Source organism: Streptomyces sp. NPDC001568, from assembly GCF_042893755.1.
Classification (GTDB): domain Bacteria; phylum Actinomycetota; class Actinomycetes; order Streptomycetales; family Streptomycetaceae; genus Streptomyces.
The window spans coordinates 92,403-105,521 of record NZ_JBIAVF010000014.1; the positions used below are offsets into that span (position 1 = coordinate 92,403).

12 protein-coding genes are annotated in these 13,119 nt (G+C 73.0%); 7 read left to right on the plus strand and 5 right to left on the minus strand.

Annotated features, from left to right (window positions below; all coding sequences use genetic code 11):
• Positions 1-62: 62 nt before the first annotated feature.
• Positions 63-1,685, minus strand: coding sequence for a tetratricopeptide repeat protein (locus ACFY0I_RS25460; protein ID WP_388900074.1), 1,623 nt, complete (start codon positions 1,683-1,685; stop codon positions 63-65).
• A gap of 96 nt (positions 1,686-1,781) precedes the next feature.
• On the opposite strand from ACFY0I_RS25460, the gene ACFY0I_RS25465 reads away from it, so the two are divergent.
• Positions 1,782-3,224 (plus strand): FAD-binding oxidoreductase, encoded by a 1,443-nt coding sequence (locus ACFY0I_RS25465; RefSeq protein WP_388900076.1) that lies wholly within the window; start codon positions 1,782-1,784, stop codon positions 3,222-3,224.
• A gap of 38 nt (positions 3,225-3,262) precedes the next feature.
• Here ACFY0I_RS25465 and ACFY0I_RS25470 read toward each other — a convergent pair whose 3' ends face one another.
• Positions 3,263-3,742 (minus strand): SsgA family sporulation/cell division regulator, encoded by a 480-nt coding sequence (locus ACFY0I_RS25470; protein WP_388900078.1) that lies wholly within the window; start codon positions 3,740-3,742, stop codon positions 3,263-3,265.
• Between the two features lie 365 nt (positions 3,743-4,107).
• On the opposite strand from ACFY0I_RS25470, the gene ACFY0I_RS25475 reads away from it, so the two are divergent.
• The gene (locus ACFY0I_RS25475; protein WP_388900080.1) at positions 4,108-5,538 is read left to right on the plus strand and encodes an RDD family protein; all 1,431 of its coding nucleotides are present in this window, start codon (positions 4,108-4,110) and stop codon (positions 5,536-5,538) included.
• Positions 5,539-5,606: 68 nt separating this feature from the next.
• Positions 5,607-6,374, plus strand: coding sequence for an RDD family protein (locus tag ACFY0I_RS25480; protein WP_388900082.1), 768 nt, complete (start codon positions 5,607-5,609; stop codon positions 6,372-6,374).
• 117 nt (positions 6,375-6,491) lie between these two features.
• On the opposite strand, the gene ACFY0I_RS25485 is transcribed toward ACFY0I_RS25480, so the two are convergent.
• Complete coding sequence (locus ACFY0I_RS25485; protein ID WP_388900084.1) at positions 6,492-6,770, minus strand: hypothetical protein; 279 nt, start codon at positions 6,768-6,770, stop codon at positions 6,492-6,494.
• A gap of 465 nt (positions 6,771-7,235) precedes the next feature.
• On the opposite strand from ACFY0I_RS25485, the gene ACFY0I_RS25490 reads away from it, so the two are divergent.
• Together ACFY0I_RS25490 and ACFY0I_RS25495 are read left to right on the plus strand one after the other, a co-directional pair.
• On the plus strand, positions 7,236-9,590 hold the full coding sequence (locus ACFY0I_RS25490; RefSeq protein ID WP_388900419.1) for an immune inhibitor A domain-containing protein: 2,355 nt from the start codon (positions 7,236-7,238) through the stop codon (positions 9,588-9,590).
• Positions 9,591-9,702: 112 nt separating this feature from the next.
• Positions 9,703-10,008, plus strand: a complete 306-nt coding sequence (locus ACFY0I_RS25495; protein ID WP_388900087.1) for a hypothetical protein — start codon at positions 9,703-9,705, stop codon at positions 10,006-10,008.
• 23 nt (positions 10,009-10,031) lie between these two features.
• Here ACFY0I_RS25495 and ACFY0I_RS25500 read toward each other — a convergent pair whose 3' ends face one another.
• Together ACFY0I_RS25500 and ACFY0I_RS25505 are read right to left on the minus strand one after the other, a co-directional pair.
• Positions 10,032-10,625 (minus strand): isochorismatase family protein, encoded by a 594-nt coding sequence (locus ACFY0I_RS25500; protein WP_388900090.1) that lies wholly within the window; start codon positions 10,623-10,625, stop codon positions 10,032-10,034.
• A 124-nt stretch (positions 10,626-10,749) separates the two neighbouring features.
• Positions 10,750-12,078, minus strand: coding sequence for a nicotinate phosphoribosyltransferase (locus ACFY0I_RS25505; protein ID WP_388900093.1), 1,329 nt, complete (start codon positions 12,076-12,078; stop codon positions 10,750-10,752).
• An 81-nt stretch (positions 12,079-12,159) separates the two neighbouring features.
• On the opposite strand from ACFY0I_RS25505, the gene clpS reads away from it, so the two are divergent.
• Together clpS and ACFY0I_RS25515 are read left to right on the plus strand one after the other, a co-directional pair.
• On the plus strand, positions 12,160-12,474 hold the full coding sequence (clpS, locus tag ACFY0I_RS25510) for an ATP-dependent Clp protease adapter ClpS (protein WP_281208472.1): 315 nt from the start codon (positions 12,160-12,162) through the stop codon (positions 12,472-12,474).
• On the plus strand, positions 12,474-13,082 hold the full coding sequence (locus ACFY0I_RS25515; RefSeq protein WP_388900096.1) for a DUF2017 domain-containing protein: 609 nt from the start codon (positions 12,474-12,476) through the stop codon (positions 13,080-13,082). The genes clpS and ACFY0I_RS25515 overlap by 1 nt, the downstream gene beginning before the upstream one ends.
• The last annotated feature ends 37 nt before the right edge of the window (positions 13,083-13,119 follow it).

Consider the following 13,119-nt stretch of genomic DNA (forward strand, 5'->3'; position numbering starts at 1 on the left):
CCCGACGTCCGAGGGTCCCGCCCCCGGCCCCGCCCTCCGGCGGGGGCGGGGGCGACCCGCGTTCAGCGGCCCGAGGGGACGGGCTTCGGCGCCGCCGCCCCGGGGGCGGGCGCGTCGGGCTTCGCCGCCTCCGGCCGCGGAGCCGGCTGCTTCGGCTCGGCCTTGGCGTCCGGCTCCGCCTTCGCCTTCGGCTCGGCCTTCGGCTTCGACTCGGCCTTCGGCTTGGGCTTCGGGCGGGGCTTCGGCATCTCCGGGGCCACCCACGGCTTGCTCGGCTGCATGTTCTCCGGGCCGCCGGCGGCCTGCTGCCCGATCGCCGCCAGCGCCTCCTTCGCCAGCGGGCCCCGTACCGGGGAGAAGAGCGGGTTCGTCCGCAGCGTCTCCTGGAGGTGCCGGCGGGCCGCCTCGTCGTCGCCCAGACCGCGCTCGATCATCGCCCGGTGGTAGGAGAACTCCGCGTTGCGCAGCCCGAGCTCGGTGGCCTTCTTCGCGTACTCCAGCGCCGCCGCGTCCTCGCCCAGCCGGTGCAGCGCCCAGCCCAGCGCGTCCGCGACCTGCACGCTCTTGTGCCGCGACCACTCCGCCGACAACCGGCGCACCGCCGCCGACGGATCGCCGTGGTCCGCCTCGAACAGGCCGAGCACCAGCTCCTCGTTCACCCCGTTCGTCGTGCCCCGCGCCGCCAGCGCCGACAGGGACTCGTACGGCGCGCGCGCCTCCTCGTCCCGGCCCAGCGACTGCAGCAGCTCGCCCAGCTCCAGCGCCAGTCGCGGCTGCGGGGTGCGGCCCAGCGCCAGCCGGTAGTCCCGTACCGCCTCCCCCGAGCGGCCCAGCGCCGCCAGGGCGCGGGCCCGGCCGCCCAGCGCGTCCGACTGCGCCGGGTCCGTGCGCAGCGCCGCCTCGAACTGCCGCATCGCCTCCGCCGTCTCGCCCCGCTCCCAGGACATCTCCCCGAGCCGGTACAGGACGTACGCCTTCTCCGCGGGGGCCTTCGCCGCGCCCCCCGCGTGCTCCAGCGACACCACCGCGTCCTCGCGCCAGCCCCGGTCCCGGTACACCTGTGCGGCCCTCAGGTGGGACACCAGGCCCGGCCGGAGCTCCGTCAGCCGCTCCATGGCCTTCTCGGCGGCCTTGTAGTCGCCGAGGCCCGTGTACGCGTCCACCAGGACCGGGTACGCCGTCCAGCGCTTCGGCGCCTGCGCCCGGACCAGCTCGCCCCACTTCTTGCCCGTACCGAAGTCCCGCCGGGCGTTGGCCAGCGCCCCCATGCCCGTCATCGCGTCGAAGTTGCCCTTCTCGGCGGGCCGGACCTCCAGCGACCGCTTGAGGGCCTTCTCCGCCTTCGGGAACCAGCCGGGATCGGCCGTGCGCCGCGACTGCTCCAGGTACGCCGAACCGAGCACCGCCCAGGAGGCGTCGTCGTCGGGATGCCCGGCGACCCACTGCTCCCGGTCCGCCACCAGGGCCGTCAGGTCCACCGCCGCCGGCGGGGCGCCCATGCCGACCGCCGAGGCGGCCCGCTCGGTGGGCCCGGGCGGGCGGGCGTCGTCGGCCGTGCGGGCCGGGCGGATCAGTAGGGCGCCGGCGATCAGGACCACGGCGACCGCGGCCGCCACGACCGTCTTGCGGCCGGTGAAGGTCACGGGCGGCGCGGGCTGCTGCGATTCCTCGTCGATACGCTCCATGGGGTCACTGTGCGTCAATATGAAGAGCGCGCCGAGGTGCCCGAAGCCGGTCGCGGCCGTGTTCACACCGATGGCCCCGGGTGTCACGCTGGCCCCATGGCTGATGACCTCTCCGCACGGCTGCCCGCACCGCAGCCCGCCGCGCTGTCCGCCCCGCCGCCCGCACGGCCCGCCGCGCGCCTCCTCGCCCGCCTGGCCGAAGGGCTTCCTCCCGAAGCCCTCCTGACCGACCCTCAGGTGACCGTCTCCTACGCCGGCGACATGGCGAGCTTCTGCGCCGCCGGCACCCCGGCCGTCGTCGTCCTGCCCCGGACCGTCGAACAGGTCCAGCACGTCATGCGCACCGCCACCGAGCTCCGGGTCCCCGTCGTCCCGCAGGGCGCCCGTACGGGCCTGTCGGGAGGAGCCAACGCCGTCGACGGCTGCATCGTGCTGTCCCTCGTCAAGATGGACCGCATCCTGGAGATCTCCGCCGTCGACCGGATCGCCGTCGTCGAGCCCGGAGTGGTCAACGCCGTGCTCTCGCGGGCCGTCGCCGCGCAGGGCCTGTACTACCCGCCCGACCCCTCCAGCTGGGAGCAGTGCACCATCGGCGGCAACATCGGCACCGCCTCGGGCGGGCTGTGCTGCGTCAAGTACGGGGTCACCGCGGAGTACGTGATCGGCCTCGACGTGGTGCTGGCCGACGGGCGGCTGATGCGGACCGGGCGGCGCACGGCCAAGGGGGTCGCCGGATACGACCTGACCCGGCTGTTCGTGGGCTCCGAGGGCAGCCTCGGCATCGTGGTCCGGGCCGTCCTCACGCTGCGGCCCGCGCCGCCCCGGCAGTTGGCCCTGGCTGCCGAGTTCCCCTCCGTCGCCGCCGCCTGCGCGGCCGTGTGCGCCGTCATGGAGGCGGGGCTGGCGCCCTCGCTGCTGGAGCTGATGGACCGTACGACCGTCCGCGCCGTCAACGCGCTCGGGAGGATGGGGCTGCCCGAGAGCACCGAGGCCCTGCTGCTGGCCGCCTTCGACACCCCGGACGCCGCCGCCGGGCTCGACGCCGTCGCCGCCCTGTGCACGGCCGCCGGGGCCACCGCCGTCGTCCCCGCCGAGGACGAGGCGGAGTCCGAACTGCTGCTCCAGGCGCGGCGGATGTCCCTGACCGCGCTGGAGGCGCTGCGGCCCGCGACGATGATCGACGACGTGTGCGTCCCGCGCTCGCGGCTCGCCGAGATGCTCGACGGCACGGCCGCCATCGCCCGTACGCACGACCTGCTCATCGGCGTCTGCGCGCACGCCGGCGACGGGAACACCCACCCGGTCGTCTGCTTCGACCCCGCCGACGAGGACGAGGTGCGCCGGGCCCGCGAATCCTTCGACGAGATCATGGCGTTGGGTCTGGAGCTGGGCGGCACCATCACCGGCGAACACGGTGTGGGCGTCCTGAAGAAGGAGTGGTTGGCCCGCGAACTCGGCCCGGTGGGGCTGGAGATGCAGCGCGGCGTCAAGCGCGCCTTCGACCCGCTCGGCCTGTTGAACCCGGGCAAGCTGTTCTGACGTGACCCCCCGGGAGCGCCCCGGCATCCGTCCCCGCATCACGCCTCCCCGTCCGCCGACTCGTCCGAGGGCCACGGGTCCCGCAGCCACAGGTCGTCGGCCGGGGTCGGGGTGAGCAGCTCCGCCAGCGCCGCGTCCAGACCGAGCCGGTCGGCCTCGGTGCCCGGCGGGACCACGCGCAGGGTTCGTTCCAGCCAGGCGGAGACGGCACCGGCCGGGGCCTCCAGCAGGGCGTCGCCGTCGGGGGAGCTGAGGGCCATGCAGAGCACCGCCCGGTTGTCGATCTTCGTCGGCCAGACCCGGACGTCCCCGTGCCCGCACGGCCGGAACACCCCTTCGACGAGCAGCTCGCGGGCGAACGTCCAGTTGACCGGGGTGCTGGAGCCGGTGTGGAAGGTGATGTGCACCGCGAACGGGTCGTCGAGGAGGTACAGCAGTCGGGCGGGGACGGCGATGGCGCGCTCGGGGGACAGGACCAGCTTGAGTTCCAGCTCGCGTTCGATGACGGGTTGCTGCATGACGGCCTCGCTTCGGTGCGTTCGTGTCCGGGCGCGGGGCCGGACGGGGCCCCACACCCGCAGAGAGCGCGCGGGGGGCCGGTGATGACGCGGGTTCGGGGCACGAACCACGGATTGGCCGAAAACCTGTCGGCCGGCCGAAAGTCGACGGTCGGGGTCGGGCGGGCAGGTCCGGTGCCGGTGCGCGTCGGTGTGGGGGAGACGCATGCCGGTACGGGGCCGTCCCCGGGCGAATAAAGGGCCGAGGTTCGCCCGAAGGCTTGGAATCTCCCGTTACCGGACCTGTCGGGAGGGGGTTCTTGGCTATGGTCCTCCCCTGGGTCCTCCCCTGCACAAGCCTCAAGCCACGATCGGAGTTGGGGACATTGACGGCCTCCCCTGGTGACGGCGATCACGCTGCCCGCGAGGGCTACTACCCCGACCCGTCCATCCCCGGGTACGTCCGGTACTGGAACGGCGCGGCCTGGGTGCCCGGCACGAGCCGCCCCGCCGCCCCCGCGGACGAGACCGGGCCGGTGTTCCTCGACGAGACCTCCGTGACCGAGGCGCTCCCCGAACCGGAACGCGAACCCCGGCCCGCGGCGCAGGGCTGGCAGGTCGACCCCGCCCACCAGGCCGGCTTCGGCGGCCCCCGCGACGTACGCGTCTCCTGGGGCGACCCGGGCGAGCCCGAACCCGAACGCCGCCCCGCCGCCGGCATCTCCCTGGCCCGGGACACCGCCCGGGCCGCGGCGTCCGCCCCCGCGCAGGCCGCCGCCCCCGCTCCCGCCCCTGCCCCCGCCGCTACCGCCGCTGCCGCCGCCCGGCGGCTCCCCGCGCAGGCCGCCGCCGAGAGCGTGGGCATCCTGTCGGCCCGTCCGCCCGCCTGGCCCGACGCCCCCGGCGGCGGCGTGTCCGGCCTCACCTCGTCGTGGCCCGAGGCGACCCCCGCCCGCTCCGCGGCCCCGCAGCCAGCCCCGCCGGACGCGGGCCGCCCCGCCGCCGCCCAACGGGCCCCGGCCGCGCCCTGGGAGGCCGAGGTCCGTCCCGCCGCCCACCCGGCCCCGCCCGCCGCCCCCGCGCCCCGGCCCGGGACCGTCCCCCCGGCCGCGGCCCGGGACGCCGAGGTCCGCGGCGCCCGCCCGACCGGATCCCGTACCGAAGTCGCCGAGCCCGCGCCGCCCCGTACCCCGGTCGGTGAGGAGGCCCGGCCCCGCCCGGCCGTCCCCTGGGACGACGAGGGCCGCCGCGAGCCCGCGCCCCGGCGCCGCCCCACGCTCCCGGAGAACCCGCCGCGGCCGCCCGCGCCGGCCACGACCCGGGCCGTGTTCGAGCAGATGGCCGAGCGGGCCGTACGCCCGGCCGGGCTGGTCCGCCGCGCCCTGGCCCGCGCCCTGGACACCCTCGTCCTCGCCGCCGTCACGGCCGGGGCCGCCGCCCCGCTGGTGCCCCGGGTGACGGACCACCTCCAGGCCAAGGTCGACGCCGCCCGGGGGAGCGGGCACACCACCACCGTCTGGCTGCTCGACGCCACCACCGTCGGGTACGGGTGCCTCCTGCTGGCCGCCGTACTGCTCTTCGGGGTGTTCTACGAGGTGCTGCCGACCGCCCGCTGGGGCCGTACCCCGGGCAAGAAGCTGTTCGGCGTCCGCGTGCTGGCCGTCGCCACCCTGCGCCCGCCCTCCTTCGGCGCTGCCCTGCGCCGCTGGCTGGTCGGCGCCCTCCTCGGCGTGCCGGGGAGCCTGCGGTCCCTCTTCGACCGGACCCGCCGTCAGGCCTGGCACGACAGGGCGGCCGGCACCTACGTAGCGCGGTAGGCGCAGCCCCTACCCCGAACGGACGCGGTCCCGTTGCGGGTCGGGCGGGCCCGGGTTCGACTCGGGCCATGAGCACCGACCAGCCGCCGCCGGGCCAGCCGCCCGAGGACGACCCGTTCCTCAAGAAGCCCCAGGAACCGACGCCTCCGTCGGGTGGCTCGCCGTACGGCCCGCCGCCCTCCGGCGGGGGCGGGTACCCCCCGCCGCCCTCCGGTGGCAGCGGCGGGTACCCCCCGCCTCCGCCACCGCCCCCCGGTGGTCCGGGCGGCGGATACCCGCCCCCGCCGCCCCCGTACGGCGGCGGCGACCCGTACGGCGGTGGAGGCGGCTCCGGCATGCCCGACCCGCTCGCCGGGATGCCGCCGCTCGCGGACTTCGGCAAGCGGCTCGCGGCGCGCGTCATCGACGTGCTCATCGTCGGGGTTCCGCTCTACCTGATCCAGTTCGCGTTCAACGCGCGGCGGTACACCGTCAACACGAACCAGGGCGAGGACGCGACCGAGATCATCACCCGCTCGTACAGCGGTACCGGCCTGGTGTGGACGCTGATCTCGATCATCGCGTACGTCGGCTACGACTGGTGGTTCACGAAGAAGAACGGCCAGACCCTCGGCAAGAAGGCGCTGGGCCTGCGCACCGCGATGCTCAACGACGGCAGCGTGCCCCCCTCGAACGCCGCGCTCGGCCGGGCCGCGCTGCTGTGGATCCCGACCCTGGTCTGCTGCCTGTGCCTGTGGCCGCTCGCCCTGATCGTGTCGATGCTCATCGACAAGCCGTACAAGCAGGGCCTGCACGACAAGGTCGCCAAGACCGTGGTGGTCAGAGCGAACACCTGACCCGGTCGACGAACGGAACCGGTCGTCCCGTCGCGGGCGGCCGTCCCCCGGAAGGGGGGCGGCCGCCCGCACCCTTGTGTCCGGACCCGATGGCGGCCGGGTCCGGTGGCGCGGGGGTCAGTGGTGCACGGGGTGTTCCGCGTCGGCGCCGGCGGACCGGGTCGTCGTCGGGGAGGTTCCCTCGGCACCCTGACGGGCGGTCGGGGCGGCGTGCCGGCCGCGGCGGCGCGGCGCGGGCACCGTCAGCGCGACCAGGAGGCCGAGGGCGAGCGCGGCGGCGGAGATGACGGCCACCCCCAGGCCGGTGCTCGTCTGCGAGAGCAGGAGCATGGCGATCGTCGACACGATGACGGTGGCGGACCCGTAGGCGAGCTGTGCGGCAGTCGGTCGGGGCATGGCGTGTTCCGTCCTCGGAGCGGGGAGGGGGGCTCGGGCTCGACAGGTGCGCGTGTCAAGTGACTCCTTGACGGGATGCCCGAGCCGACCGACCGGTAAGCGTGGCCGAACCCCCGGTATCGGAGCACGGGGGGCGCACACGGCTCATCCTCCGGCCGATCCCCAGGGGTCCTCGAGCGGGGGAGCGGCGGGGGCCTTCGCCCCGGAAGGACCCGTAAGGCTGCGGAACGTCCGAATAGCGGAACTGACTGACCGCATAGTGCAGTTGTAAGGAACAAGTCAAGGTCTGTCTTTTCTTTCGACTCTCCGGTCAAATGTCGTCACTTGAGACGCGCGCCGCGCGGAACCCCCCGCTCCTATGGAGACGTTCCGACCTACGTTGCGGCCGCGGGAGGGGAACGACATCAAGTGACCAGTAACTCCGCAAGGAAGCGCGCGCTGCGTGCCGCCGCCGTCGGCGTGACGATGGCCGCGACCGCCGCTTCCGGCGCTTTCTTCACCACGGCCACCGCCGACTCCAGTTGGGGCGGCGCACCCGCGGCCGACCACCAGGACCCGACCGCTCCGTCCAAGGAGAAGGTCAAGCACGACCTCGAGGGTCCGTTCAGCAAGCAGCAGGCGCAGCAGCGCGAGGCGGCCCTTGACCAGGTGCTGTCGGGCAAGAAGGGCATCGAGCAGCGCGGTGCCTCCAAGGTCGTGAAGCTCGACGACAAGAAGTACGTCGAGCTCGGCCGCGAGAAGACCGACAAGATCTTCACGATCCTCGTCGAGTTCGGTGACCAGGTCGACAACACGACCATGCACGACCCGGACGGTCCGGACGGCCCGAAGCCGCCGGCCCCCAAGTACGGCGGCACCCCCGGTCCGCTGCACAACCAGATCGCCCAGCCGGACCGCGCGCAGGACAACAGCACCGCCTGGCGCAAGGACTTCAGCCGTTCCTACTTCCAGGATCTGTACTTCGGTACCGGCCAGGGCAAGAACTCGCTGAAGACCTACTACGAGAAGACCTCCTCGGGTCGCTACTCGGTCGAGGGCGAGGTCGCCGACTGGGTGAAGATCCCGTACAACGAGGCCCGCTACGGCTCGAACTACTGCGGCCAGACCAACTGCTCCAACGTGTGGGACACCGTCAAGGACGGCGTCCTGGCGTGGACCGAGGCGCAGAAGAAGGCCGGGAAGACCGACGCGCAGATCAAGGCGCAGCTGGCCCAGTACGACCAGTGGGACCGCTACGACTTCGACGGCGACGGCAACTTCAACGAGGCCGACGGCTACATCGACCACTTCCAGGTCGTCCACGCCGGTGAGGACGAGTCGGCCGGTGGCGGCGCACAGGGCACCAACGCCCTGTGGGCGCACCGCTGGTACGCCTACGGCACCAGCGCGGGCAAGACCGGCCCCGAGGGCAACAAGGCCGGTGGCACGCAGATCGGTGACACGGGCATCTGGGTCGGCGACTACACGATGCAGCCCGAGAACGGCGGCCTCGGCGTCTTCGCGCACGAGTACGGTCACGACCTCGGTCTCCCGGACCTCTACGACACCTCCGGTGGCGGCGAGAACGGCGTCGGCTTCTGGTCCCTGATGTCGGCGGGCTCCTGGCTCGGCACCGGCAAGGAGTCCATAGGCGACCTCCCGGGCGACATGACGGCCTGGGACAAGCTCCAGCTGGGCTGGCTGAACTTCGACCAGGCGAAGGCCGCGACGAAGTCCACCCACAAGCTGGGCGTCTCCGCGTACAACACCAAGGACAAGCAGGCGCTGGTCGTCGAGCTGCCGAAGAAGCAGGTCAAGACCGACATCGTCGCTCCCGCCGAGGGTTCCTCGCAGTGGTGGAGCAACATGGGTGACGACCTCAAGAACACCCTGACCCGCTCGGTCGACCTCACCGGGAAGACCTCCGCCGCCCTGTCCCTCAAGGGCTGGTGGGACATCGAGGCCGACTACGACTACCTCTACACCGAGGTGTCCACGGACGGCGGCGCCAACTGGACCGCCCTGGCCGGCACCGCCGACGGCGCGGCCCTCCCGGTCGACGCGGCCGGCAGCCCCTCGCTGACCGGTGTCTCGGGTGCCTGGAAGTCGCTCAACTTCCCGCTGGACGCCTACGCGGGCAAGAAGGTCGACCTCCGCTTCCGCTACCAGACGGACGGCGGCGCGGGCGGCAAGGGCTTCACGGCCGACGCCGTCACCCTGACCGCGGACGGCTCCCCGCTGTTCACCGACGGCGCCGAGAACGGCGACAACGGCTGGACGGGCAAGGGCTTCTCGCGGATCGGCGCCGGCTTCACCAAGGAGTACGCGCAGTACTACCTGGCCGAGAACCGTCGCTACGTGTCGTACGACCAGACCCTCAAGGTCGGCCCGTACAACTTCGGTCACGCCAACACGCGTCCCGACTGGGTCGAGCACTACCCGTACCAGGACGGCCTGCTGATCTGGCTCTGGGACACCTCCCAGAAGGACAACAACACCAGCCAGCACCCCGGCCAGGGCCTGATCCTTCCGATCGACGCCAACGCCAAGCCGATGAAGTGGTCGGACGGCACCCTGCTGCGGAACAAGATCCAGCCGTACGACGCCACCTTCAGCGCGTACTCGACGGACGCCTTCACCCTGCACAAGAACGGTGAGTCGCTCTTCCTGAAGCCGAAGCCGACCAACCTCGTCTTCGACGACCGCAAGGGCAAGTACTACTACGACGAGAACCCGACCGGCTCGGTGAAGGTCACTGACACCAACACCAAGATCAAGATCCTCAAGGAGTCCTACGAGGGCACCGAAATGACGATCGAGGTCGGACCCTCCAGCAAGTAATTCGGTAAAACCGCAGGTCAAAGCATGATCGGCCGTCGCCCTCTAGCGGGCGGCGGCCGATCGCGTTTAGATGCGTGGTGCGAGTTTCTTATTGACGGGGGAGATGAAAAGCATGCCCGGTGGAGGTTTCGTCAGATTGCCCGGCGGCAGTGTGGTGGTGGCCCTGACCCTGCCCAGGCCGTCCGGAGAAGGTGGAAATGTCCGCGTGCTGGTGCACGCCGCGAACCGGGCCCGCGCCCTGACCAGGCTGCGGAACCTCGGGATGCGGGCGGTCTACCTGCGCGGCAACACCCAGCCGCCGACCCCGGACGAGGTCACGGCCGTCCTGCACCACCCCGACGGCCTCCTGTGGCGCTGCGCCCCCGACCGCGCGGCGGAACTCTGGCACCCGATCCGCGCCCTGCTGGGCGGTACGTAGCCCCGCGCGGCCCCCGCCGGGCCTCAGGCGGCCCGGTCGCCGACGAGGGTGACCCCGGCGCCGCGGAGCTCCTCCAGGGCCTTGGCGGTGGTGTGGGGGGCCACGGCGGCCGTCAGGTCCAGCAGGACCCGGGTGGTGAAGCCGGCGCGGGCGGAGTCCAGGGCGGTGGCCCTGACGCAGTGGTCGGTGGCGATGCCGACGACGTCGACCTCGGTGACCTCCCGGTCGCGCAGCCACTGGGTGAGGGTCACGCCGTTCTCGTCGGCGCCCTCGAAGCCGCTGTAGGCGGCCTCGTAGGCGCCCTTGTCGAAGACGGCGGCGACGGCGCCCGAGGCGACGGCCGGCGCGAAGTTCGGGTGGAACCCGACGCCCTCGGTCCCGGCGACGCAGTGCACCGGCCAGGACGTCTCGTAGTCCGGGACGGCCGGCGGCCGGGCGAAGTGCGCGCCCGGGTCGACGTGGTGGTCGCGGGTGGCGACGACGTGCCGGTAGCCGGGCGTGCTCTGTCCGATGAGCTCGGTGATCGCGGCGGCGACGTCCGCCCCGCCCGGGACCGCGAGGCTGCCGCCCTCGCAGAAGTCGTTCTGTACGTCGACGACGATCAGTGCGCGGTGCATGTCGCGTGTCCTTCGGATCGGTGGGTGGGTGGTGCGGTGCGGCGGGGCCCCGCGGTGGCTCTTGCCCCACCCCGCCCCTCCCCGAACCCGGGGCCCGCGGCGGATCCGCCGGCCCCGGCCGCGCTCACACGTACTCGGTGGGGATGACCGCCTCGCCGCGCGAGAGCTGCGTCGCCGACAGCGGGAGCCGCCGGAGGGCCGCCGCGTGGCGCTCGCGCACCGTCTCCAGCGATTCCCGGGCCACGACCTCGCCGCCCTTGACCAGCTGGGTCAGCAGCTGGTGGCCGGCGAGGGCCGCGGGGACCGGGCCGGTCCCGATGACCTCGGCCTCGGCGACGCCGTCCGCGTCCGTCCGGCGGGCCGCCCACTTGCGGCCGCCGAGGGAGGTCTTGCCGCCCGAGGACTTCTTCGCGACGGGGACCAGCGGGGCCTTCGGGTCGTCGGAGGCGGCCCGCGCCACCAGCTTGTAGACCATCGAGCAGGTCGGGTGCCCGCTGCCGGTGACCAGCTGGGTGCCGACCCCGTACGCGTCCACCGGCGCCGCCGCCAGCGAGGCGATGGCGTACTCGTCCAGGTCGGAGGTGACCACGATCCGCGTCGAGGTCGCCCCCAGCTCGTCCAGCTGCTGGCGCACCCGGTGGGCGACGAGCAGCAGGTCCCCGGAGTCGATCCGGACCGCGCCGAGGTCGGTGCCGGCGACCTCCACGGCCGTGCGCACCGCCTCCGCGACGTCGTACGTGTCCACCAGCAGGGTCGTCCCGCGGCCCAGCGAGGCGACCTGCGCCGTGAAGGCGTCCCGCTCGCTGTCGTGGACCAGGGTGAAGGCGTGTGCGCTGGTGCCGACCGTCGGGATGCCGTACCGGAAGCCGGCCGCCAGGTCCGAGGTCGAGGTGAAGCCGCCGACGTACGCGGCCCGCGAGGCGGCGACGGCCGCCAGCTCGTGGGTGCGCCGGGCGCCCATCTCGATCAGCGGGCGTCCGCCCGCCGCCGAGGACATCCGGGAGGCGGCCGCCGCGATCGCCGAGTCGTGGTTGAGGATCGACAGGATCACCGTCTCCAGCAGCACGCACTCGGCGAAGCTGCCCTCGACGCGCAGGACCGGCGAGCCGGGGAAGTAGGTCTCGCCCTCGGGGTAGCCCCAGATGTCACCCGAGAAGCGGTACGAGGCCAGCCAGTCGAGCGTCCGCATGTCGACGACGGCCCGCTCCCGCAGGAACTCCAGCACCGCGCCGTCGAAGCGGAAGTTCTCCACGGCGTCGAGCACGCGCCCGGTCCCCGCCACCACTCCGTAGCGGCGCCCCTCGGGCAGCCGTCGGGTGAAGACCTCGAAGACCGAACGGCGGTCCGCCGTGCCGTTGGCCAGTGCGGCTTGCAGCATCGTGAGCTCGTAATGGTCCGTGAAGAGCGCTGTCGACGGCACGTCCACCGGCAGGCCCAGGTCCGCAGGGTTCATGTCACGGATGCTAGCGCACATCTCGTCAAAGTGACGAGATGTGGGGGCCCGTTTGTGCGACGGCCCCCCGGCAGTGGCAGCATGGGACAAGTGAGTGTTGCTCCCGTTGAGATCGAACGCACCGAATCGGCCCGAGAGACCTACGCGGTCCCCGAACCCGACGTCCCCTGGGTGACCCTGGTGCACAACGACCCGGTCAACCTCATGAGCTACGTGACGTACGTGTTCCAGGCGTACTTCGGCTACCCGAAGGACAAGGCGACCAAGCTGATGATGGACGTCCACCACAAGGGCAGGGCGGTCGTCTCCAGCGGCTCCCGCGAGGAGATGGAGCGCGACGTGCAGGCCATGCACGGCTACGGGCTCTGGGCGACCCTCTCGCAGGACCGCAACTGATGGGCGGCGTGTTCGAACCCTTGAAGGGTGGCCCCGGGGCCGCCGTCGCGCTGGACGAGATCGAGATCTCCATCCTGCGCTCCCTGGCGGTCCAGTTGCTGGAGCTGATCGGCCCCGGCGAGCCCGAACCCGCCGCGGACGCCGACCCGCTGGCCGTGCTGTTCGCCTCCGACGGCCCCAGCGAGCCCCCGTCCGACCCGGCCCTGGCCCGGCTCTTCCCCGACGCCTACGGGGGCCCCGGCGCGGGACCCCAGGATGACCCGGAGGAGCTGCGGGCCCGCTCCTCGGAGTTCCGCCGCTTCACCGAGAACGACCTGCGCACCCGCAAGCGGGAGGACGCGCTGGCCGTCGTGCGCAGCCTGGACGGGCTCACCCCCGCCGGCGACGGGGCGGCCGTGCTGGAGCTGACCGGCGATCTGCCGCAGCGCTGGCTCGGCGCCCTCAACGACCTGCGGCTGACGATCGCCGCGCGGCTGGACATCACCGAGGACGACGAGAGCGCCATCCTGTTCCGGCTGCCGGACGAGGACCCGCGCAAGCCGATGGTGATGGCCTACCTGTGGCTCGGCGGCCTCCAGGAGACGTTGATCGAAACGCTCATCCGATGACCTAAAAACAAGGCGCGTGTTCGCTCAGCGGACGCTC

What these genes read in the sequence shown, in the direction of transcription:
- ACFY0I_RS25460 (WP_388900074.1), bottom strand. Translation starts at nt 1,685, where the DNA reads ATGGAGCGTATCGACGAGGAATCGCAGCAGCCCGCGCCGCCCGTGACC.
- ACFY0I_RS25465 (WP_388900076.1), top strand. Translation starts at nt 1,782, where the DNA reads ATGGCTGATGACCTCTCCGCACGGCTGCCCGCACCGCAGCCCGCCGCG.
- ACFY0I_RS25470 (WP_388900078.1), bottom strand. Translation starts at nt 3,742, where the DNA reads ATGCAGCAACCCGTCATCGAACGCGAGCTGGAACTCAAGCTGGTCCTG.
- ACFY0I_RS25480 (WP_388900082.1), top strand. Translation starts at nt 5,607, where the DNA reads ATGAGCACCGACCAGCCGCCGCCGGGCCAGCCGCCCGAGGACGACCCG.
- ACFY0I_RS25485 (WP_388900084.1), bottom strand. Translation starts at nt 6,770, where the DNA reads ATGCCCCGACCGACTGCCGCACAGCTCGCCTACGGGTCCGCCACCGTC.
- ACFY0I_RS25490 (WP_388900419.1), top strand. Translation starts at nt 7,236, where the DNA reads ATGGCCGCGACCGCCGCTTCCGGCGCTTTCTTCACCACGGCCACCGCC.
- ACFY0I_RS25495 (WP_388900087.1), top strand. Translation starts at nt 9,703, where the DNA reads ATGCCCGGTGGAGGTTTCGTCAGATTGCCCGGCGGCAGTGTGGTGGTG.
- ACFY0I_RS25500 (WP_388900090.1), bottom strand. Translation starts at nt 10,625, where the DNA reads ATGCACCGCGCACTGATCGTCGTCGACGTACAGAACGACTTCTGCGAG.
- ACFY0I_RS25505 (WP_388900093.1), bottom strand. Translation starts at nt 12,078, where the DNA reads ATGAACCCTGCGGACCTGGGCCTGCCGGTGGACGTGCCGTCGACAGCG.
- clpS (WP_281208472.1), top strand. Translation starts at nt 12,160, where the DNA reads ATGGGACAAGTGAGTGTTGCTCCCGTTGAGATCGAACGCACCGAATCG.
- ACFY0I_RS25515 (WP_388900096.1), top strand. Translation starts at nt 12,474, where the DNA reads ATGGGCGGCGTGTTCGAACCCTTGAAGGGTGGCCCCGGGGCCGCCGTC.